General features: G+C 67.0%; 30 protein-coding genes. 14 read left to right on the forward strand and 16 right to left on the reverse strand.

What is annotated here, in order from left to right; translation table 11 throughout:
- Positions 1-34: 34 nt before the first annotated feature.
- On the forward strand, positions 35-1,009 hold the full coding sequence (locus AAFF27_14645) for a tripartite tricarboxylate transporter substrate binding protein (GenBank protein XAH21266.1): 975 nt from the start codon (positions 35-37) through the stop codon (positions 1,007-1,009).
- Between the two features lie 89 nt (positions 1,010-1,098).
- On the opposite strand, the gene AAFF27_14650 is transcribed toward AAFF27_14645, so the two are convergent.
- On the reverse strand, positions 1,099-1,602 hold the full coding sequence (locus AAFF27_14650) for an OmpA family protein (GenBank protein ID XAH21267.1): 504 nt from the start codon (positions 1,600-1,602) through the stop codon (positions 1,099-1,101).
- Between the two features lie 104 nt (positions 1,603-1,706).
- On the opposite strand from AAFF27_14650, the gene AAFF27_14655 reads away from it, so the two are divergent.
- Together AAFF27_14655 and AAFF27_14660 are read left to right on the forward strand one after the other, a co-directional pair.
- Positions 1,707-2,273, forward strand: a complete 567-nt coding sequence (locus AAFF27_14655) for a gamma-glutamylcyclotransferase (GenBank protein XAH21268.1) — start codon at positions 1,707-1,709, stop codon at positions 2,271-2,273.
- Between the two features lie 46 nt (positions 2,274-2,319).
- Entirely contained in the window at positions 2,320-2,844 is a 525-nt protein-coding gene (locus AAFF27_14660) for a superoxide dismutase family protein (protein XAH21269.1), read from the forward strand.
- Here the strand turns inward: AAFF27_14660 and AAFF27_14665 are convergent.
- The gene (locus tag AAFF27_14665; GenBank protein ID XAH21270.1) at positions 2,831-3,412 is read right to left on the reverse strand and encodes an NTP transferase domain-containing protein; all 582 of its coding nucleotides are present in this window, start codon (positions 3,410-3,412) and stop codon (positions 2,831-2,833) included. The two genes, AAFF27_14660 and AAFF27_14665, sit on opposite strands and share 14 nt — an antisense overlap.
- Before the next feature lie 33 nt (positions 3,413-3,445).
- On the opposite strand from AAFF27_14665, the gene pdxH reads away from it, so the two are divergent.
- Positions 3,446-4,093, forward strand: a complete 648-nt coding sequence (pdxH, locus tag AAFF27_14670; GenBank protein XAH21271.1) for a pyridoxamine 5'-phosphate oxidase — start codon at positions 3,446-3,448, stop codon at positions 4,091-4,093.
- A gap of 9 nt (positions 4,094-4,102) precedes the next feature.
- Here the strand turns inward: pdxH and AAFF27_14675 are convergent, their stop codons facing one another.
- The 4 genes from AAFF27_14675 to msrA all read right to left on the reverse strand — a co-directional run bounded on the left by AAFF27_14675 (position 4,103) and on the right by msrA (position 8,261).
- On the reverse strand, positions 4,103-5,044 hold the full coding sequence (locus AAFF27_14675) for an AEC family transporter (GenBank protein XAH21272.1): 942 nt from the start codon (positions 5,042-5,044) through the stop codon (positions 4,103-4,105).
- A gap of 71 nt (positions 5,045-5,115) precedes the next feature.
- The gene (locus AAFF27_14680) at positions 5,116-7,182 is read right to left on the reverse strand and encodes a TonB-dependent receptor (GenBank protein XAH21273.1); all 2,067 of its coding nucleotides are present in this window, start codon (positions 7,180-7,182) and stop codon (positions 5,116-5,118) included.
- A 102-nt stretch (positions 7,183-7,284) separates the two neighbouring features.
- Entirely contained in the window at positions 7,285-7,677 is a 393-nt protein-coding gene (locus tag AAFF27_14685; GenBank protein ID XAH21274.1) for a hypothetical protein, read from the reverse strand.
- 38 nt (positions 7,678-7,715) lie between these two features.
- Complete coding sequence (msrA, locus tag AAFF27_14690; GenBank protein XAH21275.1) at positions 7,716-8,261, reverse strand: peptide-methionine (S)-S-oxide reductase MsrA; 546 nt, start codon at positions 8,259-8,261, stop codon at positions 7,716-7,718.
- Between the two features lie 110 nt (positions 8,262-8,371).
- Here msrA and AAFF27_14695 point away from each other — a divergent pair, with 110 nt between their 5' ends.
- The 5 genes from AAFF27_14695 to AAFF27_14715 all read left to right on the forward strand — a co-directional run bounded on the left by AAFF27_14695 (position 8,372) and on the right by AAFF27_14715 (position 12,599).
- Positions 8,372-9,043: a TetR/AcrR family transcriptional regulator gene (locus AAFF27_14695; protein ID XAH21276.1), complete on the forward strand. Its 672-nt coding sequence runs from the start codon at positions 8,372-8,374 to the stop codon at positions 9,041-9,043.
- Positions 9,044-9,082: 39 nt separating this feature from the next.
- Entirely contained in the window at positions 9,083-9,772 is a 690-nt protein-coding gene (locus AAFF27_14700; protein XAH21277.1) for a protein-L-isoaspartate O-methyltransferase, read from the forward strand.
- Positions 9,772-10,125 carry a rhodanese-like domain-containing protein gene (locus AAFF27_14705; GenBank protein XAH21278.1) on the forward strand — a complete coding sequence of 118 codons (354 nt, stop codon included), beginning with the start codon at positions 9,772-9,774 and terminating at the stop codon, positions 10,123-10,125. Before AAFF27_14700 ends, AAFF27_14705 begins: the two co-directional genes overlap by 1 nt.
- 136 nt (positions 10,126-10,261) lie before the next feature.
- Positions 10,262-11,599, forward strand: coding sequence for a TolC family outer membrane protein (locus AAFF27_14710; GenBank protein ID XAH21279.1), 1,338 nt, complete (start codon positions 10,262-10,264; stop codon positions 11,597-11,599).
- A gap of 139 nt (positions 11,600-11,738) precedes the next feature.
- Complete coding sequence (locus AAFF27_14715; protein ID XAH21280.1) at positions 11,739-12,599, forward strand: hypothetical protein; 861 nt, start codon at positions 11,739-11,741, stop codon at positions 12,597-12,599.
- Positions 12,600-12,734: 135 nt separating this feature from the next.
- Here AAFF27_14715 and AAFF27_14720 read toward each other — a convergent pair whose 3' ends face one another.
- From AAFF27_14720 to AAFF27_14740, 5 genes are read right to left on the reverse strand one after another with little or no spacing between them, the layout of a single operon-like run.
- A complete protein-coding gene (locus AAFF27_14720) occupies positions 12,735-14,093 on the reverse strand; it encodes a 3-deoxy-D-manno-octulosonic acid transferase (GenBank protein ID XAH21281.1) in 1,359 nt (452 codons plus the stop codon).
- A complete protein-coding gene (locus AAFF27_14725) occupies positions 14,084-14,248 on the reverse strand; it encodes a hypothetical protein (protein ID XAH21282.1) in 165 nt (54 codons plus the stop codon). Before AAFF27_14725 ends, AAFF27_14720 begins: the two co-directional genes overlap by 10 nt.
- Positions 14,245-14,631, reverse strand: a complete 387-nt coding sequence (locus tag AAFF27_14730) for a DUF86 domain-containing protein (GenBank protein ID XAH21283.1) — start codon at positions 14,629-14,631, stop codon at positions 14,245-14,247. Before AAFF27_14730 ends, AAFF27_14725 begins: the two co-directional genes overlap by 4 nt.
- Positions 14,628-14,918, reverse strand: coding sequence for a nucleotidyltransferase family protein (locus AAFF27_14735; protein ID XAH21284.1), 291 nt, complete (start codon positions 14,916-14,918; stop codon positions 14,628-14,630). Before AAFF27_14735 ends, AAFF27_14730 begins: the two co-directional genes overlap by 4 nt.
- A 44-nt stretch (positions 14,919-14,962) precedes the next feature.
- Positions 14,963-16,345, reverse strand: a complete 1,383-nt coding sequence (locus AAFF27_14740) for a phosphomannomutase/phosphoglucomutase (protein XAH21285.1) — start codon at positions 16,343-16,345, stop codon at positions 14,963-14,965.
- A 150-nt stretch (positions 16,346-16,495) separates the two neighbouring features.
- Here AAFF27_14740 and AAFF27_14745 point away from each other — a divergent pair, with 150 nt between their 5' ends.
- Genes AAFF27_14745 through AAFF27_14755 form a run of 3 tightly spaced genes read left to right on the forward strand, consistent with a single transcriptional unit; the run spans position 16,496 to position 19,480 of the window.
- On the forward strand, positions 16,496-18,055 hold the full coding sequence (locus tag AAFF27_14745) for an AlkA N-terminal domain-containing protein (protein XAH21286.1): 1,560 nt from the start codon (positions 16,496-16,498) through the stop codon (positions 18,053-18,055).
- Entirely contained in the window at positions 18,039-18,554 is a 516-nt protein-coding gene (locus AAFF27_14750) for a methylated-DNA--[protein]-cysteine S-methyltransferase (GenBank protein ID XAH21287.1), read from the forward strand. Before AAFF27_14745 ends, AAFF27_14750 begins: the two co-directional genes overlap by 17 nt.
- The gene (locus AAFF27_14755) at positions 18,551-19,480 is read left to right on the forward strand and encodes a DMT family transporter (GenBank protein ID XAH21288.1); all 930 of its coding nucleotides are present in this window, start codon (positions 18,551-18,553) and stop codon (positions 19,478-19,480) included. The genes AAFF27_14750 and AAFF27_14755 overlap by 4 nt, the downstream gene beginning before the upstream one ends.
- A gap of 68 nt (positions 19,481-19,548) precedes the next feature.
- Here the strand turns inward: AAFF27_14755 and AAFF27_14760 are convergent, their stop codons facing one another.
- The 5 genes from AAFF27_14760 to AAFF27_14780 all read right to left on the reverse strand — a co-directional run bounded on the left by AAFF27_14760 (position 19,549) and on the right by AAFF27_14780 (position 24,478).
- Positions 19,549-20,235 (reverse strand): DUF1345 domain-containing protein, encoded by a 687-nt coding sequence (locus AAFF27_14760; protein XAH21289.1) that lies wholly within the window; start codon positions 20,233-20,235, stop codon positions 19,549-19,551.
- Positions 20,236-20,268: 33 nt separating this feature from the next.
- Positions 20,269-20,574, reverse strand: coding sequence for an NIPSNAP family protein (locus AAFF27_14765; GenBank protein XAH21290.1), 306 nt, complete (start codon positions 20,572-20,574; stop codon positions 20,269-20,271).
- Between the two features lie 64 nt (positions 20,575-20,638).
- Positions 20,639-22,555: a propionate--CoA ligase gene (locus AAFF27_14770; GenBank protein XAH21291.1), complete on the reverse strand. Its 1,917-nt coding sequence runs from the start codon at positions 22,553-22,555 to the stop codon at positions 20,639-20,641.
- A 114-nt stretch (positions 22,556-22,669) separates the two neighbouring features.
- Entirely contained in the window at positions 22,670-23,272 is a 603-nt protein-coding gene (locus tag AAFF27_14775) for an isochorismatase family protein (GenBank protein ID XAH21292.1), read from the reverse strand.
- 66 nt (positions 23,273-23,338) lie between these two features.
- The gene (locus tag AAFF27_14780; GenBank protein ID XAH21293.1) at positions 23,339-24,478 is read right to left on the reverse strand and encodes a PQQ-dependent sugar dehydrogenase; all 1,140 of its coding nucleotides are present in this window, start codon (positions 24,476-24,478) and stop codon (positions 23,339-23,341) included.
- Positions 24,479-24,590: 112 nt separating this feature from the next.
- Here AAFF27_14780 and AAFF27_14785 point away from each other — a divergent pair, with 112 nt between their 5' ends.
- Entirely contained in the window at positions 24,591-25,139 is a 549-nt protein-coding gene (locus AAFF27_14785) for a C40 family peptidase (GenBank protein ID XAH21294.1), read from the forward strand.
- A gap of 145 nt (positions 25,140-25,284) precedes the next feature.
- A complete protein-coding gene (locus AAFF27_14790; GenBank protein ID XAH21295.1) occupies positions 25,285-25,518 on the forward strand; it encodes a plasmid stability protein in 234 nt (77 codons plus the stop codon).
- The last annotated feature ends 2 nt before the right edge of the window (positions 25,519-25,520 follow it).

A 25,520-nucleotide genomic window follows, 5' to 3' on the forward strand; every position in this document is an offset into this window, starting at 1 on the left:
CACGCTTTTTACTGCTTGTAGAAGAGAGATCTTGATGACACAGCTTCCCCGCCGCCTTGTACTGGCCGCAGCCGGCGCCGCCCTGCTGCCGCTGGCCGCCATGGCGCAGCCCGCCGCCTTCCCCTCCAAGCCGATCCGCGTCATCGTGCCCTATGCCGCTGGCGGTGGTGCCGATGCCAATGCGCGCCTGCTGGCCCAGCCCCTGTCGGTGCTGCTCGGCCAGCCGGTGATCGTGGAGAACCGCCCCGGCGCCAGCGGCGTGCTGGCCGCGCAAGCCGTGGTGCAGTCGCCTGCCGACGGCTACACGCTGCTGTTCGATGCCTTCCCCTATGCAGTCAATGCGGTGCTGCGCAAGCTGCCCTTCGACCCGGTCAAGGACCTGGTGCCGGTATCGCAGGCGCTCAACATGCCCAACATCCTGGTCGTGCCCGCCAATGCACCCTACAAGACCTTCAAGGACTTGGTTACGTACGCCCGCGCCCACCCCGCAGAACTCAACTTTGCCTCCTACGGCGCCGGCGGCTCGGCCCACCTGGCCGCAGAAATGCTCAAGCGCGACGCCGGCATCGACTGGGTGCACGTGCCCTACAAGGGCGGCGCGCCCGCCATCACCGATCTGCTGGCCGGCCAGGTGTCGGCGTACTTCGCCAACCCGGTCTCCGGCCTGAGCTATGTGAAGGCAGGCAAGCTGCGCGCCTTGGCTACCACCGGCGCGCGCCGCATGGAGGCTCTGCCCGATGTGCCCACCGTCCAGGAGAGCGGCTACAAGGACTTCGAGGTGGTCGAGTGGAACGGCTTCTTCGCGCCCGCCGGCACCCCGCAACCGGTGATCGCCCGCCTGGCCGCCGCCGTGCGCGACGCCACGCGCCAGCCCGAGGTAAAGCAGCGCATGCTGTCCCTGGGCATCGAGCCGGTCGGCAACACGCCGCAAGAGTTCAAGACCTTCCTGGGTGGACAGATCTCGCGCTGGAGCGCCCTGGTCAAGACCAATGGCATTACGGTTGATTGATAAAGCTATTAAATAGATAGCTAATAACCCAGGCTGCACCTGGGCTAGAGGCATATTTCACTATAAATTTGCGCCGGCCGGGCGGCCTTTTAGTCGACCAGCATCACGTCCACCCGGTTGGCGGCGTCGGCCTTGCCGAACTGGGTGGTGGGCACGCTGCTGACGCGGCCACGCAGCTCGATTTTGTCCTCGGGCAGGCCCAGCCCCTTGAGCGCTTCGCGCACGTTGTTCACACGCAGCGCATCGACGGATGTGGAATCCATCGGCCCGATCGAGGCGCCCATATAGCCCAGCACCAGGGCGCGGCGCCCGACCGTCACCCCCTTCACGACATTGGCCAGCGCCTGCTCGGCCCCCGGCGCCATCGTGCTGCTGCCCGGCGCGAAGTAGAACTTGACGATGCCGTCTTCGATTGCCACGCGCGCACCTTCGGACGATACGAGCGCGGGCACCGCGTGCGGCCGCCGTTGCGGCTTGTGACGAACGTGGTGGACCGTGGCGGCGATCACGGTGGCTACAACGAGCACCACCACGACCGCCACCAGGCCCAAAGCCAGACGCTGCTGGCTGTCTTCGTCATGCGAAATGCTCATGGAGATGACACCTGGATGAAAATTGGCGTGTTGCCAAGCCCAAATTGTAGATGTCCCCCCTCTCCCCGCTACCTCCGCCGGCCCCGGGACGCGATCCCGCAGCCATGCTGCAAAGCACCCTGGCCCGCTGGGGCGGCCAGGACGACCTCTGGCTGTTTGGCTACGGCTCCCTCATCTGGCGCCCCGACTTCCCCTACGCGGAACGCCGCGCGGCGCGGGTGCACGGCTGGCACCGCGCGCTCAAGATGTGGAGCCGCGTCAACCGTGGCACGCCGGAATGCCCGGGCCTGGTGTTTGGCCTGCTCAGCGGCGGCAGTTGCTGCGGCATGGTGTTCCGGGTCGAGGGCGGGCTTGGGCGCGACACGCTCACCGCCTTGTGGGCGCGCGAGATGGTGACCGGCGTCTACGACCCGCGCTGGCTGCGCTGCACCACGCCTGAGGGGCCGGTCAGCGCCCTCGCCTTCACCCTGTCGCGCACCAGCCCCAGCCACACCGGCGTGCTCAGTGATGCCGACTACCGCCGCATCTTTGCCGCCGCCAGCGGCCGCTTTGGCACCACCCGTGACTACGCCCGCAGCACCTACGACGCGCTGTGCCGGCTGGGCATAGAAGACAGAGCGCTGGCGCGCCTGCTGCGCCTGTCACAAGCGGATGCATCGCCCGACAAGTAAGCACGTAGAGTTTCCGGCTGTCTGTTTCTTTGCCGAGGCTTCCCCCATGCACCAATCGATGATTGCCGCACCCGCCCTGGCGGCACTGCTGCTGGCTGGCTGCGCCAGCGGCACCGGCCCTTCCGCCCGCGCCGTGGCAGAGCTGCAGCCCACCCGCGGCAGCAGCGTCTCGGGCCAGGTCGAATTTGTGCAGCAAGGCGACGTGATGCACGTAAGCGGCACCGTCCGCGGTCTGCCGCCCAACTCCGAGCACGGCTTTCATATCCATGAAAAGGGCGATTGCTCCAGCGGCGACGGCATGAGCGCCGGCGGCCATTTCAACCCCATGGCGGCCACGCACGGCCGCTTCGGCCAGCCCGGCGCGCATGCCGGTGACCTGCCCAGCCTGCACGCCGACGCCAACGGCGTTGCCACCTTCAGCGCGGACGACCGCAGCGCCGCAGTGGGCAGCGGCCCGGCCGACGTGGTCGGGCGCGGCCTGATCGTGCACCGCGACCCGGACGACTACGTAACCCAGCCCACCGGCAACGCCGGCCCGCGCCTGGCCTGCGCCGTCATCACCCGGCGCTGAGGCGCGCCAGCAGGCGCTCGGCGGCGGCGAGATCGGCCAGGGTGTCGATATCGGTCACTGCGCCGATGTCATCCAGGGTGATGTCGGCCACCGCATGCGCTGCGCGCAAGCCACGCAACACGCTTTTGGCGCCCTCATCGCCGCGCAGCGCCAGCAACTGCGGCCCGGCAGACGCGGCAAAGCCCACCGGATGGGCATGCGTGCCATCAACCCAGGGCACGACCGCCGCCTGCCCGCCCTCGGCCAGCAGCGCAGCCACGCGGCGCAGGCTGTTCGGCGCGATCAGCGGCAGATCCGCCGGCAGCACCAGCCAGCCGCCCAAGCCCGGCGTGGCCCGCACCGCCGCCGCAATCGAATCGCCCATGCCCGCATGCCGCGCTTGCTCCAGATGCCAGGGCAGCCCGCTTGCGCGCACAGCAGCCAAGGTACGTTCCAGCACCGCTGTGCCGCCCAGCAAGGCCTGCAGCTTGTGCACCGAGCCGCCCGAAGCCAGAAAGCGTTCGCCGCGCCCGGAGGCCAGGACCAGCACCGTGGGCTGGGCAACATTGGATGAATGGAGTGTTGACATGCGGGAGATGAAGGTGGCCGGCACAATACTGCCATGAGCCAGACTTCTACCGCGATTGCCGACCTGCGCAAGAACTACGGGCGTGCCGCCCTTGATGAACAAGCCTCGCATGCTGACCCCCTGCAGCAGTTCGACCTGTGGCTGCAAGAGGCGCTGAACGGCGCCCTGCCCGACCCCAACGCCATGACCCTGGCCACTGTTGGCAGTGACCTGCGGCCCAGCACGCGCATCGTGCTGGTCAAGGGCTACGACGCGCGCGGCATCGTCTGGTACACCAACTACGACAGCCGTAAGGGCCAGCAACTGGCCGGCAACCCGTTTGCCGCACTGCAGTTCCATTGGGTCGAGCTGGAGCGCGTGGTACGCATAGAAGGCCGCGTGGAACGCACCAGCGAGGCCGAGAGCGACGCCTACTTCGCCAGCCGCCCGCTGGATTCGCGCATCGGCGCCTGGGCCAGCCCGCAAAGCCAGGTCATCGACGGCCGCAGCCTGCTGGTGACCAATGCCGCCAAGTACGCCGCCCAGTTCCTGCTGAAACCGCCGCGCCCGCCGCATTGGGGCGGCTACCGCCTGGTGCCCGACGCCTGGGAGTTCTGGCAAGGCCGCGCCAGCCGCCTGCACGACCGGCTGCGCTACCGGCGCGAAGGCGACGCCTGGGTGCGTGAACGCCTCGCGCCCTGATCCTGCGCCCTACAACCAGCCGATCGCGATCAACACCAGCGGCAGCGTGACCAGGCCCAGCACGGTAGACACCGCCACGCTGGCCGTCACCACCTCTTCCGCCGTGCGATAGCGCTGCGAAAACAAAAACACATTGGCCCCGACCGGCAGCGAGGCCGTCAGCACCATCGCCGCCAGCGGCACGCCGCCCAAGCCCAGCAGCTTGCCCAAACCCAGTACCAGCACCGGGTGCAGCAGGTTCTTCACCAGCGCAATGCCGATGGCGCCACGCAGCTGATGGCCCAGGCCGCTATAGGCCAGCGTGGCGCCCACCAGCAGCAGCGACATCGGCCCCAGCGCGGCACCCAGCAGCTGCAGCGACTGGTCGATTTCTGCCGGCAGCGTGAGCCCTGTCTGCGCAAACAGCAGGCCGGCAATGATGGGCAGCGGCACCGGGTGCAGCACGCCGTTGCGCACCGCCGCCAGCACCGTCACCAACATGTGCCGCGCGCCGCTGCCGTGACCGGCCTCGCGTGCCACGGCCAGCTCCAGCACCACGGTGGCCGCGGTCAACAGCACCAGAGCGTGCACCGATATCAGCGTGAACAGGGTCACCAGCCCGGCTTCGCCCAGCGCCAGCCCCACCAGCGGCACGCCGATCATCACCGTGTTGCTGAAGGTGCCCGCCAGCGCCACGATGGCGCTGTGCCGGCTGAAGCCACGCACGCCCAGCACCAAAGCGAACACCACCGCCGCGCCTAGCAAGTAGGCAAGGACCGGCTCGAAATCGAGCTGCTCCAGGTGCACCGTGCTCATGGTGCGAAACAGCAGCGCCGGCGTCAGCAGCATGAAGACCAGGTTGGACAGGTCCTTCACCGCCCCTGCGCCTATCCAGCCACGGCGTGCGGCCAGGATGCCCGCAGAGATAAAGAGGACGACGGGAACGAGCGCGCTGACGACGGGATGGGCCACGGGACTGCAGGAAAAGGGTCAAACGAGCGGCGGCTGCCGCTCGGGGCCTGCATTGTCCCTGACGACGGCGCTCAGAAATCCGCGCGCAGCCCCACCTTCAAGCTGCGCCCCGGCAGCGGCGCCTTGGGGTAGGCGGTGCTGGTCAGGATGGATGTAGCGCTGTAGGCCAACTGGTTGCTGATGTTGTCCAGCCGCGCATACCAGAGCAGGCTGCTGCGCTTGCCGCCAAAGCTGACGTCCGTGCGGTAGCCAAGCGATGCATTCCACAAGGTATAGGCGCCGGTGGCGCGCGAGCCGTCATCAGGCACGCGGTTCTGCGCGGCCAGGTGGTCAAAGCCGAAGCCCGCACGCCAGGCGCCCTGCGTCCAGGCCAGGTTTGCGCCCACGCGCGCCGGCGCAATGCGTGGTAGCGGCTGGCCGGTGTCGGAGTTGGTGGCACGCACCAGGTCGCCGCGCAGGTTCAGGTCCAGCGTGGAGCCGGTGGCGGGCACGCCCGCAACACCGCCAGCGCCCAGCAGGCGCACCGTGCCGCTGGCCTCCAGCCCGTAGAAGCGCGCGCGCACGCCCTGGTAGCGGAACTCGGGCAAGGTGCCCTCCGTGCCGGCGGGCGGGTTGCGCTCGCCTTCTTCGGTCAACACGTCGCCGGTCGAGGTCAGGCCTATGTAGTTCGAGAAGCGCGTGGCGTAAGCGGTAACCGCGAACTTGTGCGGGCCGCCCTTCCAGGCCGCGCCCAGATCGATGCCGGTGGATTTCTCCAGGCCCAGCGACGGGTCACCGGTCTCCCAGGCGGCCGTGGCCAGATGCGGCCCGTTGGCAAACAGCTCGTAGTCCTTGGGCGCGCGCTGGGTGTAGGCCAGGTTGGAGGTCAACTGCCACTGCGGCGTGAGATTGACCAGGGCCCCGAGTGCCGCACTGTGCGGATTGAAGTCGCGCGAGCCGACAAAGAAGCGGTCGATATCCGGGCTGCCGAAGGACTGCACCTTGACCTGCTCGGTGCGCGCGCCAAAAGTCAGCTTGCCCCAAGAGGTGCCGTACTCCTCATAGGCAAACAGCGCGGTCGAGCGCGTGTGGCTGGCAGGCGCAAAGGCTTCTTCGCCTTCGGCGGAGAAACGCGATGACTCCGCCTGCAGGCCGACCATGCCCTGCAACGCGCCCCAGGGCTGGTGCCGCGCCTCTATGCGCAGGTCATTGCCGTTGTTGCGAAAGGTGGTGCCGGCCACGCCGCCTTCAAATTCTGTGTGCTGGTAATCGCTGTGGCCAAAGCGTGCCTTGATGCTTTGCAGCGGCCCGGCGTTCACGCGCCACTCGCCTTCCAGCGCGTAAGTGTTGGAGCGCATGCCGATCATCACGTCGTCCTCGGCCACGGTGCCGTAGTTGCTGCGGTAGGTGCTGGCCGAGGCGCCCAGGTAGCCGTGGTCGAAGAACAGCGTGCCGCCCACCGCACCACCGTGGGTGGAGCTGGCCGAGTTGCAGATGCGCCGCGCCAGGCTTGGCGATCCGGGCTTTTCGCAGGCCAGTTGCGTCGGCACGCGCACATCGTCGGTGCGGCGGTCGAAGACATCGACATGCAGCGCGTAGCGATCGTTGCCGCCCTCGACCATGGCCGCGCCGCTGCGCTCGCCGTTGCCGGTGGCCAGGCCGGCGTCGAGCTTGCCGGTCACGCCATCTACCGGCTCGCGCGGGATGCGGTTGTCGATCACATTGACCACGCCGCCCACAGCGCTGCCGCCATACAGCAGCGCACCCGGGCCACGCAGCACCTCGATGCGCTCGGTGGTCAGGGCCTCGGTCGGCACGGCGTGGTCGAAGCTCAGCGCCGAGGCATCGAGCGTGGCGCCGCCGTTCTGCAGGATGCGGATGCGGTCGCCGTCCTGGCCGCGGATGATGGGGCGGCTGGCATTGGGGCCGAAGTAGGTGCTGCTGACGCCGGGTTGGCCATCCAGCGTCTCGCCCAGCGTGGTCTTGCTCTGGATCGTCAGGTTGTCGCCCGACAGTTGCTCGGCCGGCACCACGCGCTCGGCGGCGCCCAGCGGGTTGCCGGTGACGGTGACTTCCTTGAGCGAGGTCTGGGCGGCGGCCATGCCGGCCAGCGAAAGGATGGCGGCGCCGATGGCGCTGCTGCGGAATGTGGGATGCATGAGAAAGCCCGTTGAATCAGGGATAGCCGCGCAGCAGCGCGGCAACGAGCCGGCCTGGGGTTGGCCGGCGCGAGACGGCGCCCATGGCGGGCGCCAGAAAATTCAACGGGCCGAGGGAGGGCCGCGCGCGTCAAACAGCGCAGCCCAGCGGGCGAGGAACTCACCCTGCAGGAAATCAAAGGTAGCGATAGGCAGCGCAAAAGGCAGTGCCATGAGATGTACCGAATGCAGCGCCTCGCCATGGCAGAGCTGGTCGTAGACCCGGCAATCGCTCTCGCTGGAATGCTCGCCAAACAGGCGCTTGGACCAGCCCGCCGCGTGCACGTGTGCTGCGGGCTTGGCCTGGGCCGTTGCCGCCTGCAGGCTCTTGGACACCGCCGGCGGATGCGCCACCGAGTGCAGGCTGCCCAGCAGGGGCGCCAGCGCCAGCATGGCCAGCAGCACCCAGAACCAGGCGGCAGGCAGGCGGTGAGCGAAGAGGTGGTGGGCAGTCATGGCAAGGGGCAACCGCGCATTCTCGCCGAAAAGCCTTGCTAGCCAGCCTTCACCAGCCGCGCAAAGGTCTTGCGGAATTTCTCCACCTTGGGGCCCACCACAAAGGCGCAGTAGCCCTGGTTGGGATGCTGCAGGAAGTAGTCCTGGTGGTAGTCCTCGGCCGGGTAATAGTTGCGCAGCGGCTCTACTTCGGTCACCAGCGGCGCGCCGCCCCAGGCCGCGTCCTGCCGCAGTTGCGCCATGACCTCTTCAGCCACAGCAGCCTGGGACGCATCCGTGGTGTAGATGCCGCTGCGGTACTGCGTGCCCACATCGTTGCCCTGGCGGTTGAGCGTGGTCGGGTCATGCACGACGAAGAAAATCTCCAGAATCTCGCGCAGCGTGATCACCGCCGGGTCGAACACCAGCTTGACCACCTCGACATAGCCGGTACGGCCTGTGCATACCTGCTCGTAGCTGGGGGGTGGCGTGTCGCCGTTGGCGTAGCCGCTCTCGACGTCGGTCACGCCCTGCACCCGGTCGAACACCGCTTCGGTGCACCAGAAGCAGCCGCCGCCCAGAACAATGCTTTCTTCAGAAGCCATGGAGTTTCCTTTTCTTGCCGCCAGTGGCAGCCAACAAGCCCGATGCTAAGCCCGACCATTGACGCGCATGCGGCGCTGCCCGTATATTACTAACCAGTCAGTCATTAAAAATGTCTCCGTCCCCCACTCCCACCACCGATCAGCCGCCACGCCGTGAGCGCCGCAAAGAGGCGCGCCCCGGCGAGCTGCTGGAGGCCGCGCTCGACGTTTTCGTGGAAAAGGGCTTTGCCGCCGCCCGGGTCGAAGAGGTTGCGGCCCGCGCCGGCGTCTCCAAGGGCACGCTGTTCTTGTACTTCTCCAGCAAGGAAGAGCTGTTCAAGGCCGTGGTGCGCAAGAACATCAGCGGCCTGTATGCCAACTGGTCGGCCGAGATCGACGGCTTCACCGCCAGCTCCTTCGAGATGCTGGCCTATGCCATGCAGGAGTGGTGGCGGCTGGTGGGCAGCACCAAGGCCGGCGGCCTGTGCAAGCTGATGGAGGCCGAGTCCGGCAACTTCCCGGAGCTGATCAACTTCTACCAGCAAGAGGTAGAGGCACCTGGCACGGCCCTGCTGGCGCGCATCGTGCAGCGCGGCATCGACCGCGGCGAGTTTCGCCCGCTGGACGTGAACTACGCCGCCTATGCGTTGAAGGCGCCCATGGCCTTCCTGATGCTGCACCCCCAGGGCGACGATGGCGGCCCGGGTTTCGACCCCGAGCGCTTCCTGCGCATGCAGGCCGACCTGCTGCTCAACGGGCTGGCCGCGCCCCGGCGCCCGCAGGACATGCCGGCGGCGTCCTAAAATCAGCAGGTTTGCCCCGACGCCACCCGAAAGCCTCCGATGACCATGCCTTTGAATACCCCTTTCACCGAAGCCAGCACCACTGACCAGGCGCGCTTCAACATGATCGAGCAGCAGATCCGCCCCTGGAACGTGCTCGACAACGACATCCTGGACCTGCTGGCCGTGATGCGCCGCGAAGATTTCGTGCCCGAGGCCTACCGCGCGCTGGCCTTTGTCGACATGGAAGTGCCGCTGCCGCAAGGCCAATGCATGCTGGCGCCGCGCGTCGAAGCCCGCCTGCTGCAAGACCTGCGCGTGCAGCCGCAAGACCGCGTGCTGGAGATCGGCGCTGGCTCCGGCTACATGGCCGCCCTGCTGGCACGCCGCGCCGCGCATGTCGTGACACTTGAGATCGAGCCCGAACTGGCCGAGCTGGCCCGCAGCAACCTGCAGCGCGCCGGCATCGCCAATGTCGAGGTCCGCCAGGCCGACGGCGCCCAGGCCACCACGGCTGGCGGCCCGTTCGACGTGATCGTGCTCAGCGGCTCGGTGGCCCAGGTGCCGCAGACGCTGCTGGCCCAGCTCAAGATTGGCGGCCGCCTGGCTGCGGTCGTGGGCAGCGAACCCATGATGTACGCCCAGTTCATCACCCGCACCGGCGAAGCCCAGTTCCAGACCACCGAGCCCTGGGACTTGGTGGTGCAACGCCTGAAGAATTTCCCCGAACCTTCCCGCTTCAACTTCTGATGACACCCGCGTCCATTCCCCAGCTCCGCCCGTCCGAACTCGATGCATGGCTGGCCGCCACCGGCAGCCCTGCGCCTGTGGTGCTGGACGTGCGCGAGCCCTGGGAGCTGCAGACTGCCAGCGTGCAGCCTGCGCCCGGCTTTCGCGTGGTGGCCGTGCCCATGAACGAGATCCCGGGCCGGCTCGCCGAGCTGGACCCGGCCACGCCTGTTGCCTGCCTGTGCCACCACGGCGCACGCAGCCAGCGCGTGGCGGTGTTCCTGGCGCAGCAGGAGTTTGAGCAGGTGGCCAATATCGCCGGCGGCATCGACGCCTGGTCGATCGAACGCGACGCGGCTGTGCCGCGGTATTGATGAAACACCCCCAGGCTGCGCGCTTCGTGTCTTCGCCCTCCCCCTTGGGGGGGCACATCCAGCGGCCCGGCAAAGCCGGTTCCGCGGATGTCTGCGCATAGCCTGCTCAATTCCACTGCCACACCTCTGCCCGCCCATGACGCCATTCCGCACGCTCGCCCTGTCCTTTGCCCTTGCTGCCGCCGGCCTTCACAGCGCCTCGGCGCAAAGCCTGACGGAGGTCTATGACGCGGCGCGCAGCTATGACGCGGGCTTTCAGTCGGCGCAGGCGGCCTATGACGCGGCCGAGAGCCGGTCCCAGCAACTGCGCGCCGGCTTGCTGCCACAGGTGGGCCTGCAAATGGGCGTATCGCGCGCCCCGACCGACGTGCGCGTGCAGGGCCTGCCCAACACCAACTACAACGTCGTCACCCAGACTGCAGGCATCAGCGCCACGCAGCCGCTGTACCGGCCGGCCAATGCCATCAGCTACGAGCAGGGGCAGCGCCAGGTGGATGTCTACCGCGCCGCACTCGATGCGGCCGGGCAAGACCTGATGGTGCGCACCAGCCAGGCGTATTTCGACGTGCTGGGCGCGCAAGACACGCTGGCCTTCGTGCGGGCGCAAAAGGCCGCCGTGGCCGAGCAGTTGGCCTCGGCCAAGCGCAATTTCGACGTAGGCACCGCCACCATCACCGACTCGCGCGAGGCGCAGGCCCGCTACGACCTGGTGGTGGCGCAAGAGATCGCCACCGAGAACGACCTGCAGGTCAAGCGCCTGGCGCTGGACCAACTGGTGGGCCGCACCGGCATCGTGCCGCGCCCGCTTGTCGCCACCGGCGCGCTGGCCGACCTGCAGCCGCAGGCGCTGGAGCGCTGGGTGGAGCAATCGCAAGACACCCAGCCCTCGGTGCGCCAGGCACGGCTGGCACTGGAAGTGGCCCAGCTGGACGTGAAGAAGGCAGAGGCCGCCCACCTGCCCACGGTGGACCTGACGGCCGGCTACAGCGCGGCGCGCTACCCCAACGGCACGACCACCGTGCCGGCCCATTTCAATGCCAACGGCGGCAGCATTGGCGTGCAGCTCAATGTGCCGATCTTTGCCGGTTTCTCGATCCAGAACCGGGTGCGCGAGACGCTGTCGCTGGAAGAAAAGGCCCGTGCCGACCTGGACACGGCACTGCGCGGTGTCGCGCAGAACACGCGCGCCCTGTTCTTTGGCGCGGTGTCCAGCGCCGGCCAGGTCAAGGCGCTGGAAGCGGCCGAGGCCTCCAGCCAAAGCTCGCTGGAGGCCAACCAGTTGGGCTACCAGGTGGGCGTGCGCATCAACATCGATGTGCTCAACGCGCAAAGCCAGCTCTACCAGACCAAGCGCGACCTGGCCCAGGCCCGCTACAACCTGCTGCTGTCCAGCCTGCGGCTGCGCCAGGCGGCCGGCACGCTGGCGCCGCAAGACCTCTACAACATCAACGCGCTGCTGGCTCCGGCGCTCTGATTTGCCCGATTGATTGGGGGCGGCAGGCGTCCAGGCGCATGTCGTCATACGAACTGGCTACGTTGTAGTGCCGAATAAAAACGGCATGAAAGCTCGCAGAACCCCAAAAAGCACCTCAACGGCAACTACGCATCAAGACATGAAAATCCTGCTCATCAGAATGTTCGGCGTAAGCTTGCTGTCTTTATTTATAAGTACCTCTCATGCCGAGCTATTCATTGAAAGTTGGGCGTCCTCGCACATAGATCTTCCACAAGCATTTGAAAAAGAATCTCCCAGCAAGGTCTGCGGAGATATTCTCGAGCTCAATACCTCAAAAAAGATACGCTGCTCAATCGTCATGTTCAAAGACTCCGTTGCAGTGGTGATTGAGGATTCCACAGAAAATAATGCAAAAGGAGCCCAATCCAGCGAACCTCAGCCTCAATATTGCTCATCTGGACTATTCAAAGAATTTTATCCAATTTACAAAGATTTCCCCGTCCGACTATTGGAAAACCCAGATGCACGTACCAGCCTCGAAGCCCCTCTGGTTGCACTCGCTCAGCAGCGCTCCTCTGAATTCACCGCTTTGCTTTTTCAAGACAAGTGCCCGCTGGATCGTCACGCAGCGGCAGTACTGTTAAAATACTCATCCAGCTGCCGGCAGCTCTTTAATGAATTTTTGCCATTATTGACTGATAAGGCTTTTGAAGTTCGCAACGGCGTTTCACAATGCGTATCAAAATTCATGCCGCTCCGCGACGGACCGAGTCGACTCAAGGCAGTTGACGCCGCATTTCTTCAATTCAAAATGGGCACGGCGCCAGACAGGGATAAATCGCTTTTCATTGTGGAGCGGGCGATGAGTGGTCGCCCTGAAATTGCCGAATATGTCAAGAAAAACCATCTCTCGACCGTAGCAAAAGCCTACGAAAAAACTCGCCTGCCAAATTTATCGGAAGTGTCTCGATCAATATTGATTTCCATCAACGATCTGAATTCCGCCAAGAGCAGGTAGATTTCTTTCAACTCCAGAGAATTCCCGAGGCACCGAACCAAAGTCCGCTTGAAACCAGGCCGCTCAGCTACCAGGTGGGCGTGCTCAACGCGCAAGGCCAGTGCTACCAGGTCAGGCGCACGGACCTCTACAACATCAACGCGCTGTTGGCTTCTGCACCCTGAGCAGGGCCAGCGCGGCATCCGCCGTGCGCGCCGCCGCGCCGCGGTGGGCGGCGGCAAAGGCGGTGGCGGCGTTGGCGGTGGTTTGCTGGCGTGGGGCATCCAGGGCCAGTTCCGTCGCCTGTAGCACCGCATCCGCCATATCCGCCACCCGCAAGGCCGCGCCTGCGGCCTCGGCCAATGTGGCGGCTTCCGAGAAGTTGAAGGTGGAGGGGCCCATCACCACCGGGCAGCCGCAGGCCGCGGCCTCGATCAGGTTCTGCCCGCCCAGGGGCGCAAAGCTGCCGCCCAGCAGGGCCACGTCGGCCATGGCGTAGTAGGCGGCCATCTCGCCCAGCGAATTGCCCAGCCAGACGGTGTTGCCTGGCGGCGGCACGCCGTCTTGCCAGGTGCTGCGGCGCGACACGGCAATGCCCTGCTCCAGCAGCAAGCGCTCGACCGCATCGAAGCGCTGCGGATGGCGCGGCACCAGCAGCCACTGCACTACGTTATTGATAGCTAACAGCCCAGGCTGCGACTGGGCTAGAGGCATATTTTCTTTAAATTTCTGCAAAGCCTGCAGCCACATCGCCTCTTCGCCCTCGCGGGAGCTGGCAAACAGCAGCACCGGCCGCCCGGCCTGCGCGCGCAGTTGCTGGCCGCGCGCCAGCTGCGTCGCATCAGGCTTGGCGTCGAACTTGAGGTTGCCGAACACGCCCCGCACCGGCGCGCCCAGGGCGCGCAGGCGTTCGGCATCATCCGGGGTCTGCGCCCATACCGCCGCCAAGTCGCCATAGGCGGCGCGCGACAGCACGGCCAGCCGCTGCGCCTGGCGCAATGAACGTGCATTGAGCCGCGCATTGGCCAGTGCCAGCGGCACGCCCTGGGCGCGGCAGCCGGCGACCAGGTTGGGCCAGACTTCTGTCTCCATCAGCAGGCCCAGCGCAGGCTTGAAGGTGCGCAGAAAGCAACGCACCGCGCCTGGGGTGTCCCAAGGCTGCCAGACCTGCCGGTCGCCCTCTTGCAGCAGGCGCAGGCCTTCGGCGCGGCCGGTGGCCGTGCCGTGGGTCAGCAGCAGGCGCATGCCGGGCAGGCGCTCGCGCAGTGCGGTGATCAGGACGGCGGCGGCGCGGGTTTCGCCCAGAGACACGGCATGCACCCAGACGATGGGGCCGCCCGCGGTGCCGACCCATTGCGCCAGCTCTGCTGAATAGCGTCCAAAGCGCTCTTCCACCGCCTCGCCATAGCCTGGCTCGGTGATGGCGCGCCGGCGCAGCTTGCGCCGCAGCAGCGGCTGGGCGAACCACGTGGCGGCCGAGTAGGCGGCGCGGGCCAGCGAGCCGGTCAGGCGCATGGCAGCAGCGGTGCTTGGCAGGCCGTAACCCATCGCGTCGTGCAGGACGCCATCACCCGCCGATTCTTCGGCACCAATCGTTCGCGCATGGCAACAGCTTTTTCTTCTGATGAATGCCGATGAAACGCCGCCGCGATGCTGCCTTCGGTGCTCACGGCTCCATCCCTTCAGCATCTTGGTTGCGGACGCCAGACTGCGCATCCCGAATCTGGGAGCACAAGCCGGGAAGATCGCGGTAGATCGTCTTCCAGACGATTTCAAAGTCCACCTTGAAATAGCCGTGCGCTACTGCGTTACGCATCTGGTAGGCGAACGACAGAGGGAGTTCGGGATGCGCAGCCGCAAAGTCGGGGTAGTGCTTCTCGATGTTGTTACTGGCCTCGCCGATGATCTCGAAATTACGGATCACGGCGTCCTGCACCAACTGGTTGTTCAGGAATGCCAGCTCGACCATGTCCCCGGTGTAGCGCTCGATGCGTTCGATGGCCTCGATGATGTGGGCCAGATAGTCGGCAAGGCGCTGCTGGTCACGGGTCATACGGGCCGCGCCTCGGCGAGCACTGCGGCCCGGAAGTTGTCGGGCAAGGCATTGGGGGTCAGCACGTCCACCGGCACGCCCAGCAGCTTGCCAAGTTCGTGGCGGATCGCGCCGATATCGAACAAGGTCGTCTCGGGCGTCGGGTCGATGAGGATATCCAGATCGCTGCTTTCCGTGTCCTGGCCATGCAGGACGGAGCCAAACACCCGCGCATTCCGGGCGCGATGCGACTCGACCACGCGCCGGATCGCGGCACGGTTCGATGCCAAGGCTTCAGAGGGCTTCATGTCTTTCTCCTCCGCAACAGAATCCGGTTTGCTTCAACAGCTTGTCAGTGCGCCGCAGCGCCAACCTGCGCGTCGGGCTTCACGCTCTTGAGCAAGGCCAGCATCGCTTCTTCGATGCGGTGCAGGGCCTCTGGCGTGTGGCCCTCGAAGCGCAGCACCAGCACCGGCATGGTGTTGGAGGCGCGGATCAGGCCAAAGCCGTCTGGCCAATCGACGCGCACGCCGTCGATGGTGGATACCTTGGCCGGCGCATCGAATTGGGCCGTCTCGATCAGCTTTTGCACCAGCACGTGCGGCTCGCCCTCGGCGCAGCTCACGTTCAGTTCAGGGGTCGAGAAGCTGGTGGGCAGTGCGTTGAGCACGGCGCTGGCGTCGGGGTGCTTGCTCAGGATTTCCAGCAGGCGGCAGCCGGCGTAGGTGCCGTCGTCGAAGCCATACCAGCGCTCCTTGAAGAAGATGTGGCCGCTCATTTCGCCGCCCAGCGGCGAGCCGGTTTCGCGCATCTTGGCCTTGATCAGCGAATGGCCGGTCTTGTACATGGTGGCCTTGCCGCCGGCCGCCTCGATGGCGGGCGCCAGGCGCTGCGTGCACTTGACGTCAAAGATGATGTCGCCGCCCGGCACGCGGCTGAGCACGTCTTGCGCAAACAGCATCATCTGGCGGTCGGGGAAGATGTTCTGGCCGTCCTTGGTGACGATGCCCAGGCGGTCGCCGTCGCCGTCAAAGGCCAGGCCCAGCTCGGCGTCGGTGGACTGCAGCTTGGCGATCACGTCCTTCAGGTTCTCTGGCTTGCTGGGGTCTGGGTGGTGGTTGGGGAAGTTGCCGTCGACCTCGCTGAACAGCTCGATCACCTCGCAGCCAATGGCGCGGAACACCGCCGGCGCCGACGCTCCGGCAATGCCGTTGCCCGAATCGACCACCACCTTGATCGGGCGGGCCAGCTTGATGTCGCCGGCAATGCGCTTGATGTAGGCATCAAACACGTCCACCTGGCGCGCGCTGCCGCCGGGCTGCGTGGGCGCGCTGTCGGCGTCCATGGTGTGGCGCAGGCCCTGGATCTCTTCGCCGTAGATGGCCTTGCCGGCCAGCACCATCTTGAAGCCGTTGTAGTCCTTGGGGTTGTGGCTGCCGGTGACCTGGATGCCGCTGTTGCACAGCGTGCTGGCCGCGAAGTACAGCATGGGCGTGGTGACCGCGCCCACGTCGATCACCTCGACGCCTGATTGCACCAGGCCCTCGATCAGCGCCTGGGCCAACGCCGGGCCGCTCAGGCGGCCATCGCGGCCCACGGCCACGGCCTTTTCGCCCAGGGCCAGCGCAGCAGCGCCAAAGGCCCGGCCCAGCGCGCGGGCAACGGACTCGTCGAGCGTAGAGGGCACGATGCCGCGGATGTCGTAGGCCTTGAAGATGGACGAAGCAAATGGCATGAAGGGCTCTCTATGCTGAAGAAGACAGGCTGAACAAAATCAGCGGGCATTGTAGGCAGCGCCCCAGACGTCACCAGACGCTACAGAGGCGCCCTGGCACAGGTCCGGAAACGGCGCCTTCTACAGCGCGTGGCTCCGTATCATGCGTCCATGAGCCCCGCAACCACCCCGCCCGATGCCGACGCCTGCTACCGCGCGCTGCTGGCGCGGGACGCGCGCTTTGATGGCCGCTTCTTCACCGCCGTGACCTCCACCGGCATCTACTGCCGGCCGGTGTGCCGCGTGCGCACGCCGCTGCGCAGCAACTGCCGCTTCTTTGTGCATGCGGCCCAGGCCGAGCACGCCGGCTTTCGCCCCTGCCTGCGCTGCCGCCCGGAACTGGCCCCGGCCGATGTGGCCTGGTCGACCCAGGACGCGGCCGCCATCCTGGCGCAAGAGGCGGCGCGCCAGTTGGACGACCCAGCCTGCTGGCGTGCCGACGGTGACGCCGCAGGCACGCCCGTGGCCCGGCTGGCGGCGCGCCTGGGCATCAGCGACCGGCACCTGCGCCGGGTGTTCGAGGCGCAATTTGGCGTATCGCCCCTGCAATATCTGCAGACGCGCCGGCTGCTGGCCGCCAAGCAATTGCTGACCGACACCAGCTTGCCGATTGCCGGCGTGGCCGAGGCCAGCGGCTTTGGCAGCCTGCGGCGCCTGCAAGCCGCCTTTGGCACGCGCTACGGCCTGAGCCCCGCAGCGCTGCGGCGCGGCGATGGCAAAGGCGGCAGTGGCGGGGCCGAAGTGCGGCTGGCCTACCGGCCGCCCTATGCGGTGGAGGGCACGCTGGAATTTTTGCGCCGCCGCGCACTGGGCGGGGTCGAGGCGGTGCAAGACGCATCTTTCGTACGCGTGCTGGCCGTGGACGGCGCCACCGGCTGGCTGCAACTGCGCTTCGACACCGAGCGCTGCCATGCGCTGCTGCGCGTGTCCGACACCCTGTGCCCCGCCCTGCCCGCACTCATCCACCAGGTGCGCGCCTGGTTCGACCTGGATGCCGACCCAGCCGCCATCGATGCCGCACTGCAGCCGCACTTCCCCGGCATGGAAGGCTGGCGCGTGCCCGGCGGCGCCAGCGGCTTTGAGCTGGCCGTGCGCGCCGTGCTGGGCCAGCAGATCACGGTGGCCGCCGCGCGCACGCTGGGCTCGCGGCTGGTGCAGCACTTTGGCACGCCGGTGGCCACGCCCTTCGAAGGCATAGACCGGCTGTTTCCCACGCCCGCCGTGCTGGCCACGGCCGAGGGCGATGCCTTGGGCGCGCTGGGCATCGTGCGCCAGCGCCAGGCCGCCATCGTGGCGCTGGCGCGTGCCGTGGCCGAGGGCCGGCTGGCGCTGGAGCCCGGCAGCCCGCCCGCGCCCACGATTGCCACACTGCTCACCCTGCCCGGCATTGGCCCCTGGACGGCGCAGTACATCGCCATGCGCGCGCTGCGCTGGCCTGATGCCTTTCCGGCCGGTGACGTGGCCCTGCAGCAGGCGCTGGGTGTGCGCGATGCGCCCAACCCGGCCCGCGCCGCGGAAGCCGCCTCGCAGGCCTGGCGGCCCTGGCGCAGCTATGCGGTGCTGCGTGCCTGGCACAGCCCGCAGCTGGCGCCTGATAAATCAAAAACCATAGCTAAGAGTCCAAGTAAAACAAGGGCAAAAGCCCTAAAAGACCATGCAATACGCCCCTGACACCGTTCAACGCCGCTGGGCCAGCCCGCTCGGCGCCGCCCGCCTGGCCGCCACGCCACGAGGCCTGGCCGGCTTCTGGTTCGAGCAGCAGCGCCACTGGCCCGCAGCGCTGCTGGACGGCGCACAGGCCTGCCCCGAGCACCCCGGCGCCCACGCCGTGCTGGACGCTGCCGAGGCGCAACTGGCCGACTACTTCGCCGGCCGGCTCACGCACTTCACCGTGCCGCTGGAGCTGCCCGGCGCCACGCCCTTCCAGCACGAGGTCTGGCAGGCCCTGCTGGCTTTGCCGCTGGGCCGCACCAGCAGCTACGGCGCGCTGGCCACCGGCATCGGCCGGCCGGCTGCGGTGCGCGCCGTGGGCGCGGCGGTGGGGCGCAACCCGCTCTCCATCATCGTGCCCTGCCACCGCGTGCTGGGCAGCAATGGCGGGCTGACTGGCTACGCCGGCGGGCTGGACCGCAAGGCGGCGCTGCTGGCGCTGGAGGCGCGGCCTGCATGAGCACCACTACCAACACAGCGCCCCAGGCCTGGCTGGGCGACTTCCTGCTGCTCTCGGCCATCTGGGGCAGCTCCTTCCTGTTCATGCGCTGGGCCGCGCCCGAGTTCGGCCCCATCACCACGGCCGGCATACGCGTCAGCGTGGCCGCGCTGGTGCTGCTGCCCTTGCTGCTGGCGCGCGGCATGGGCGGCACGCTGCGCCAGCACTGGCGGCCGGTGCTGTTTGCCGGCGTGCTCAATTCGGCGATTCCGTTTGCGCTGTATTCCTACGCTGTGCTGTCGATCACCACCGGCCTGGCCTCGATCCTGAACGCCACGGTGCCGCTGTTTGGCGCGGCGGTGGCCTGGGCCTGGCTGGGCGACCGGTTGGGCTGGCTGCGCTGGTGCGGCCTGGCCATAGGCTTTGCCGGCGTGGTGCTGCTGGCCAGCGGCAGCACCAGCCTGCACGCGGGCAGCAGCGGGTTGTGGGCGGTGCTGGCCTGCCTGGGCGCCTCTTGCTGCTATGGCCTGGCCGCCAGCTTTGCCAAGCGGCACCTGGGCGGCATACCGCCGGTGGTGACAGCCACTGGCAGCCAGATCGGCGCGGCGCTGGGCCTGGCCCTGCCCGCTATCTGGTTCTGGCCAGAGCGCATGCCCGGCCCGCGCGCCTGGGCCGCGGTGCTGGCGATTGCCGTGCTGTGCACGGCGCTGGCCTACCTGCTGTACTTTCGCCTGATAGAGCGCGCCGGCCCCAGCCGCGCGGTGGCGGTGACCTTCCTGGCCCCCGTGTTTGCGCTGGCTTATGGCGCGGCGCTATTGAGCGAGCCAGTCACCGCATGGATGGTCGGCAGCGGCGTGGTCATCATGGCCGGCACGCTGCTGTCTACCGGACTGGTGCGGCGGCGGTCCCTCCCAGAAGCCCCGCCTATCGGCCAAACTATTAAATAGATAGCAGCCAGCCCAGGAAGAACCTGGGCTAAAGGCATTTTTTACCCAGATACCCCATATTTGGAAAACTAAAACGCCGCCGCCGCCAGGTTCACCCCCAAGGCCAGCAGCAGCATGTTGAAGGCAAAGGAAATCAGCCCATGCACCGTGGTCAGCCGGCGCATGGGCCGCGAGGTCACCTGCACGTCAGACACCTGCGCCGCCATGCCGACCACTACCGCGTAATAAAGAAAGTCGAGGTAGTCCGGGTCCTGCCCGCCGGGGAAATCCAAACCGGCACGATTGGCCCGCTCCTTGGCGCTTGCGCCGTGGCCGGCATGCGCCTCGTGCTGGTAATAGAGGTGGGCATAGCGAAACGCAAACAGCGTGTGAATCCAGAACCACGACACCACCAAGGCCAGCAGCGCCAGCATCAGATGGGCCGAGCGCTGCCCCGGCGGCAGGTCATGGCTTTGCAACAGCAGCGTGCCAATCGCCGCCACGCTGGCGCACAGCGCCACCACCATCGCCAGAAACAGCACCACCGCCGACTGGTCTTGCGCCTGCGCACGTGCCCGAATCCGCTCCACGCCAAAGCCCCGCGCCAATTGCCAGGCCAGCGCCAGGTCCACCACACCGGCACACACCCAGGCCAGCAGGCCATGCGCGGCCGGCTTCAATGGCAGCGGCGCCAGGGCCACCAAGACGCCGATCAGGGCGGCATAGGCCAGGCGCTGGGGGCCGGTGGTTTCGGTGAAGTGGTGGCGTAGGCCCATGCGTGTTCCTTTGGTTGGCTCAAGCGGGCTTTCTCACTCAAACACCGGCCGAAAAAACGTGCGCTCGTAGCTGAGGAAGCAGCGCGTTTCCTCCGCATACCTGAACGCCGCCTGGCACTCCGGGTCATCGAAGGACTTTGTCCGGTACTCCTCGTAGGCCGCCAGGGACGGAAACGAGAAGGAGGCCAGCGCGATATTGCTGGCGCCTTCCGAGGGCAGCAGGTAGCCGTGGTGGATGCCGCCGAACTTCTTCACGAGTGGAATCCAGACCCGGCCGTAGTGCTCGAACTCCTGGATCTTGGTCGGGTCGAGGACATAGCGAAGGTGGCAGGTGATCATGTGCGAGGGCTCCTTGGTTGGCCCTGGATGGTACCGAAGGGCCCTCGAATCCGGGCGTGCTGAGCTAGCTTGAGAGCAGCGCCCGCGCCGCCACCGCATCGCGCACCTGCTGCAGCGCCGCCGGGTCTTCCAGCGTGGTCAGGTCGCCCGTGTCGCGGCCCTCGCACACGGCCTGGATGGCGCGGCGCAGCAGCTTGCCGCTGCGGGTCTTGGGCAGCAGGCTGACGAAGACCACGCGCGCCGGCCGGCCGAGCGCGCCCAACTGCGCATCGACGCGCGCCATGACATCGGCCTCCAGCCGCTGCGCAATGCTGGCATTGGTACACGCCGCGGCGTCGCGCGGCACGACGATGGCCACGGCCACCTGCCCTTTCACCGCATCAGCCACGCCAACCACCGCGACTTCGGCCACGCCGACGTGGCCGGAGACGATTTCTTCGATCTCGCGCGTGCCCAGCCGGTGGCCAGCCACGTTGATCACGTCGTCGGTGCGGCCCAGGATGTAGAAGTAGCCGTCCTCGTCGCGCACGCCCCAGTCGAAGGTGCTGTAGCGCATGGGGCCGGGCAGGCTCTGCCAGTAGGTCTTGACGAAGCGCGCATCGTCGCGCCACACCGTCTGCATGCAGCCCGGCGGCAGCGGCCCTTCGATGGCGAGCACGCCTTTTTGCTGCGCGCCGGTCAGCTCCTCGCCGGTGCTTTCATCAATCAGCTTCACGTCGTAGCCATACATGGCAAAGCCGGGGCTGCCCAGGCGCGCGGGCGTTTTCTGCACGCCGTTGGCAATGGTCAGGATCGGCCAGCCGGATTCGGTCTGCCAGTAGTTGTCGACCACCGGCACGTTCAGCGCCTCGCCAATCCAGCGCGCGGTGGGCTCGTCCAGCGGCTCGCCGGCCAGCCACAGGCCCTGCAGGCTGGAGAGATCGTAGCGCGACAGCCAGGCCGGGTCTTGCTTGCGCAGCACGCGTATGGCCGTGGGCGCAGAGAACATGTGCGTGACGCGGTACTGCTGCACCAGCCGCCACCACACGCCCGGGTCGGGCCGTATCGGCAGGCCTTCGTAGAGGATGGTGGCCATGCCGTTGATCAGCGGCGCATAGACGATGTAGCTGTGCCCCACCACCCAGCCGATGTCGCTGGTGCAGAAATAGGTCTGGCCCGGCTGCGCGCCAAAGATGTGGCGCATGCTGGCCGCCAGCGCCACCGCGTAGCCGCCGGTGTCGCGCTGCACGCCCTTGGGCTTGCCGGTAGTGCCGCTGGTGTAGAGCGTGTAGCTTGGGTGCGTGGCGTCGACCCAGGCGCAGGGCACCTGGGCATCAAAGACCAGCTCTCGCATGTCGCGCCAGAGGTGGTCGCGGCCGGTGACGATCTGCATGGGCGCCAGCCCGCGGTCGGCCAGCAGCACATGCGCCGGCTGGTGGCGTGCCAGGCGCAATGCCTCGTCCAGCAAAGGCTTGTAGGCAATCACCCGGCCGCCGCGCGAGCCGGCGTCGGCGCTGACCACCACCTTGGGCTCGGCGTCATCGATGCGGGTGGCCAACGAAGCCGCCGCAAAGCCGCCAAACACCACCGAGTGCACGGCCCCAATGCGCGCGCAGGCCAGCATGGCAAACACTGCCTCGGCAATCATGGGCATGTAGACCAGCACCCGGTCGCCCTGCTGCACGCCCAGCGCCTGCAGGGCGGCGGCCATGCGCTGGACCTCGGCGTGCAGCTCGGCAAAGCTGTAGGTTTTCTCGGTGCCGGTTTCGGTCGATACCGCGATCAGCGCGGGCTGCCCGGCCCGCTCCGGCAGGTGGCGGTCCAGCGCGTTGTGGCACAGGTTGGTGGTGCCGCCGGCAAACCAGCGCGCGAAGGGCGGGTTGCGGTAGTCGCAGATCTCGCCGGGCGGCGCCTGCCAGTCGATCAGGCGGGCCTGCTCGGCCCAGAAGGCATCGCGCCGCTCCAGCGAACGGCGATGGAACTGGCGGTAGTCATCGGTCATGCTGTCTCCTGGATGCCTCGGGCGGGCCGGGGCTTTTTCTAATGAATGTCCAGGAGCATTATGGGAAGCGGTCTTGCGCTGTGCTGACTACCGCCCGCGACCAGGATCAGGCGGCTACTTCAGCAGCGCCTGCACCGCCTTGAAGTCCGGGTGCTCGGCCGTGCGCAGCCACTCGAACAGCACCATCTCGGTGGTCAGCAGCTCGGCGCCGGCGCCGGCCAGGCGGTCAAACGCAGCGTCGCGGTTGCGGTCGGTACGCGAGCCGCAGGCATCGGTCACCACCCAGACCTCGAACTCGTCTTCCAGCAGGTCCAGCGCGGTCTGCAACAGGCAGACATGGGCCTCGCAGCCGGCGATGACGATGGCACCGCGCTCGTCCGCGGGCTGCTGCGGCTTCTGCAGATGGCGCGGCAGGCTCCGGGCATTGCCGCCCTGCGGCTTGGCCGCCGGCCGCAGCCATTCGCCCAGGCCCTCTTCCGCGGCGCTGAACTGCATCTTGGCCAGCGTCCGGTGGTACAGCGCGCGCAAGCTTGCGTCGCTGGCGCCTAAGCCCGACGGGTTCTGCTCGGTCCCCCACACTGGCACGTCGAGCAGCTGCGCCGCCTTGGCCAGGCGCAGCGCATTGGCCAGTACGGCCGGGCCATCGTGGATGGCGGGCATCAGGCGTTCCTGGTAGTCCACCAGTACCAGTTGGGATTCAGAGGCGTCGAGCAACATCGGGATTCAGGTCTTTCGTCGGCAGGCGGCACGGGCCCGCAAGGGGTCGATTACACCGCACCCTGCTCAACGCGGCGCCGGCTCCAACCGCAGCAACCGCCCACGTGGGTTGTCGGTCAGCACGTAGAGCCAGCCATCCGGCCCCTGCCGCACGTCGCGGATGCGCTCCTCCAGGCCCTCCAGCAGCTTGTGTTCGGACGCTACCTTGCCATCGCGCAGCACGATGCGGTCGAGGTAGCGAAACTTGAGCGAGCCCACAAACAGATTGCCGCGCCAGTCCGCGCCATAGCGGTCGCTGGTGAGAAAGGCCATGCCCGAGGGTGCAATCGACGGCACCCAGTAGTGCAGCGGCTGCTCCATGCCCGCCTTGGCCGTGATGCCCTCGCCAATCCGCCCGCCGCCGTAGTTCTCGCCATAGGTGATGACCGGCCAGCCGTAGTTGCGGCCGGGCTGGGGCAGGTTGATCTCATCGCCGCCCTGCGGGCCGTGCTCATGCATCCACAAGCGGCCATCCGGCCCCAGCGTGGCGCCCTGGCTATTGCGGTGGCCGTAGCTCCAGATCTCGGGCAGCGCGCCGGCCCGGCCGACAAAGGGGTTGTCTGGCGGCGCCGCGCCGTCCTTGGTGATGCGCACCACCTTGCCCAGGTGGTTGTCGAGCTTTTGTGCATCGTCCTTGCGCGAGTAGCGCTCGCCCAGCGTCAGCCACAGCGTGCCGTCGCGGCCTTCGACAATGCGGCAGCCAAAGTGCAGCTGGCTCTCCACCAACGGCTGTTGGCGAAAGATCACCTTCACCTCTTCCAGCCGCGCGTTGTCGGCAGACAGCCTGGCCCGTGCCAGCGCCGTGCGGTTGCCGCCCTGGCCGGCCTCCGAGAAGCAGAGGAACAGCGTGCGGTTGCCGGCAAAGCCGCTGTCCAGTACCACATCCAGCAAACCGCCCTGCCCGCGCGCATCCACTGCGGGCACACCTTCGACCGGCGGGCGGACCTGGCCCTGGGCCGTGACCACGCGCAGGCGGCCCGGCCGCTCGGTCACCAGAAAATTGCCATCGGGCAAAAAGGCCAGCGCCCAGGGCGAGGCCAGCCCTTCGGCCACCGTCACCGGGCGCACCAGATCTACGGCCCCAGCCCCGGCGGCGCCCAGCAGCAACAAGGCCTGCGCAGCAGAACGCAGAACAGAAAGAAAACGCGTGGTAAAGGTCTGCGTCATGTCGGCGGGCCAGATGCCTAAAGAAGAAAAATGCACTTTCACAGCAAAATCAAAGACTTGCACATGTAACCCCACTTGACGCAGGGCGAATCGACCGGTAGTCTCCGCCTCCATGCCCAAAGTGCTCTGCGTTCTTTTGCTTGCTTTTGTTACCGCTGCAAACGCAACGCCGACCGTCTCTCCTCGCGACGACATGGACAAGCTCCTGATCGACAAGGGCTTGATCACCCAGCTGCAAGCCGCGCAGCACCAGGTGACTGACCGGGCCTCTGACCTGGTCGTGCATGCCATGGGCTTTCTGGGCGTTCCCTACCGCCGTGGCGGCAATACCGCAGACACCGGTTTTGATTGCAGCGGCTTTGTCCGCGCCATCTACGAGCAAACCGTAGGCAAGCTGCTGCCGCGCCGCGCCAACGAGCAGGCCGCCGCCACCGAGAAGATCGACAAATCCGACCTGCAACCCGGCGACCTGGTGTTCTTCAACACCATGCGCCGTGCTTTCAGCCATGTGGGCCTCTACATCGGCGACGGCAAATTCATTCACGCCCCCAAGCCCGGCGCCAAGGTGCGTGTGGAAGACATGGGCGTGGGCTACTGGAGCCGCCGCTTCGACGGCGCCCGGCGCGTGCTGCAAGACCCGGACGCTCCTGACGTCCACTAAACAGCACCAACTTCCAGCAAAAGCCCCGCTCAAGCGGGGCTTTTGCTTTGGGCCCCGGACGACACTCCAACCATGCTTTTTCTGCAAATTTGATATCAAATCAATTGATTGATATCATTCCCCTGTCCACTCAAGGAGTTTTGCCATGTCGTCCGTCACCATCCGCAACCTGCCCGACGCTACGCACCGGGCACTCAAGCTGCGCGCCGCGCAACAGGGGCGCAGCACAGAGGCGGAAATCCGCTTCATCCTCGAAAACGCCGTTGCCCCGAAGCTAGCCTTGGGCTCCGCCCTGGCAGCCATTGGCCGCAGCGTGGGCGGCGTGGACCTGGCATTCCCTCGCGACCAACGCCTGGTCGAATCTGCCAGCTTTGATTGACA

Source organism: Xylophilus sp. GW821-FHT01B05, from assembly GCA_038961845.1.
GTDB lineage: Bacteria > Pseudomonadota > Gammaproteobacteria > Burkholderiales > Burkholderiaceae_C > Xylophilus.